This is a genomic window from Lentiprolixibacter sp., assembly GCF_982873095.1.
The window spans coordinates 1-2,269 of sequence record NZ_CEYNTP010000338.1; the positions used below are offsets into that span (position 1 = coordinate 1).

The following is a 2,269-nucleotide window of genomic DNA, read 5'->3' on the forward strand; positions in this document are numbered from 1 at the left end:
CAGCGAATCCGTCGCCACCGGTTGGACCCGCTTTAGGTGCTGCCGGAGTTAACATCATGGAGTTCTGTAAGCAGTTTAATGCCAGGACCCAGGACAAGCAAGGCAAGGTCTTGCCTGTTGTTATCTCTGTGTACAAGGACAAGTCGTTCGACTTTGTCGTGAAAACACCGCCAGCGGCAGTACAACTTTTGGAAGCGGCTAAGATTAAAAAAGGATCTGGTGAACCGAACCGAGCGAAAGTAGGAAACGTTTCCTGGGACCAGGTAAGAGCAATTGCAGAAGACAAAATGGTGGATCTAAACGCCTTTACCGTCGAGTCTGCGATGAGCATGGTAGCAGGAACGGCAAGATCAATGGGATTGAAGGTTTCGGGCAAGAGGCCTTTTTAAATCTTAAAAGCAATTTGTAACATGGCAAAGTTATCTAGAAAACAAAAGGAAGCCCGGGCCAAAATCGAAAAAGACAGGCTATACAGTCTGGAAGAGGCCTCGGCACTCATCAAAGAGATTACCAACACCAAATTTGATGCTTCCGTTGATATCGCTGTTCGCCTGGGGGTTGACCCCAGAAAAGCGAACCAGATGGTACGTGGGGTTGTGACCCTGCCGCATGGTACCGGTAAAGACGTGAAGGTACTCGCCCTGGTTACTCCGGACAAGGAGGCAGAAGCCGAGCAGGCGGGTGCAGATTATGTTGGTTTGGACGAATACCTTGACAAGATCAAGGGCGGATGGACCGATGTGGATGTCATCATCACCATGCCCAGTGTTATGGGAAAACTGGGACCTCTGGGACGTATCCTCGGGCCCCGTGGGCTGATGCCCAACCCCAAGACAGGTACGGTAACCATGGATGTGTCTAAGGCAGTCTCTGATGTGAAAGCAGGTAAGATCGACTTTAAGGTAGATAAAGCGGGTATTGTACATGCCGCTATCGGGAAAGCCTCTTTCCCGGCAGATAAAATCGCTGGAAATGCCAAAGAGTTGCTCGATACCCTGAACAAAATGAAACCAGCTGCAGCCAAAGGGGTGTACATGAAGAGCATTTATATGTCGAGTACCATGAGCCCCAGCGTGCAATTAGATCCAAAAGCAGTTTAACTGTAATAGTGAAATCATGACTAGACAAGAAAAAGCAAACGTTATAGAGGATTTGACTGCACAGCTGGCTGAGAATGCCACGATTTATCTGGCAGACATTTCCGGGCTTGATGCATCTACCACCTCTGCACTGCGGAGGGCGTGCTTCAAAGCCAATATCAGACTTTCTGTAGTTAAGAATACCCTCCTGGCCAAGGCCATGGAAGCATCTGAAAAAGAGTTTGGAGAATTGCCTGATGTACTAAAGGGAAATACCTCCCTCATGTTCTCAGAAACCGGTAATGCACCGGCCAAGCTTATCAAGAACTTCAGGAAGAAATCAGACAGGCCCTTATTGAAAGGTGCTTTTGTTGAGGAAGCGATCTTTATCGGGGACGATAAATTGGAAACCCTGGTAAATATCAAATCCAAGGAAGAGGTGATCGGAGATATTATTGGATTGCTGCAATCTCCTGCCAAGAACGTAATTTCCGGACTGAAATCCGGAGGTGGAAAGCTGGCGGGTATCCTTAAAACCCTTTCCGAAAAATAATTTGAACGCACTAATAAACACAATAATTAAAACTTTTTATTAAACGATAGAAAAATGGCAGATTTAAAAGATTTCGCAGAACAATTGGTTAATTTAACTGTAAAAGAGGTTAACGAATTAGCTGATATATTAAAAGAAGAGTACGGCATTGAGCCAGCCGCAGCTGCAGTTGCAGTGGCAGGTGGCGGAGCAGCCGGAGGCGGTGAAGCTGAAGCAGCTGAGGAAAAAACAGAGTTTGATGTTGTCCTCAAAGCCGCTGGAGCTTCCAAATTGGCAGTAGTTAAGCTGGTTAAGGAATTAACCGGGCTTGGACTGAAAGACGCCAAGGATATCGTTGACAGTGCACCTAAAGCCGTTAAGGAAGGTGTTGCTAAAGACGAAGCAGAAGGTATCAAAAAATCATTGGAAGAAGCAGGCGCAGAAGTTGAGCTTAAATAATAGCGCTGACCATATGGTTTTGGTTTAGGTCTTCCGCCTTTTTGGTGGCTAGGCCTAAACCCTTTTATATTGGGTATATGAAGCAGTATACCACCCGTTTGAGTATTCACGATCAAAAACTTGTCCATAGATGTTCACTAAACCGATTGAGAGAATAAATTTTGCATCCGCTAAGAACATACCGGAATACCCGGATTTC

At 46.1% G+C, this 2,269-nt stretch carries 4 protein-coding genes; all 4 read left to right on the forward strand.

The features are described 5' to 3' along the window. A partial coding sequence (rplK, locus tag AC4E7D_RS14095) for a 50S ribosomal protein L11 (protein ID WP_490174413.1) occupies positions 1–389 on the forward strand: 389 nt, incomplete at its 5' end. 21 nt (positions 390–410) lie between these two features. Then, positions 411–1,100, forward strand: a complete 690-nt coding sequence (gene rplA / locus AC4E7D_RS14100; RefSeq protein ID WP_490174414.1) for a 50S ribosomal protein L1 — start codon at positions 411–413, stop codon at positions 1,098–1,100. 16 nt (positions 1,101–1,116) lie between these two features. After that, a complete protein-coding gene (rplJ, locus tag AC4E7D_RS14105) occupies positions 1,117–1,632 on the forward strand; it encodes a 50S ribosomal protein L10 (RefSeq protein WP_490174415.1) in 516 nt (171 codons plus the stop codon). 54 nt (positions 1,633–1,686) lie between these two features. Continuing rightward, on the forward strand, positions 1,687–2,070 hold the full coding sequence (gene rplL, locus AC4E7D_RS14110) for a 50S ribosomal protein L7/L12 (RefSeq protein WP_490174416.1): 384 nt from the start codon (positions 1,687–1,689) through the stop codon (positions 2,068–2,070). Positions 2,071–2,269: the final 199 nt, after the last annotated feature.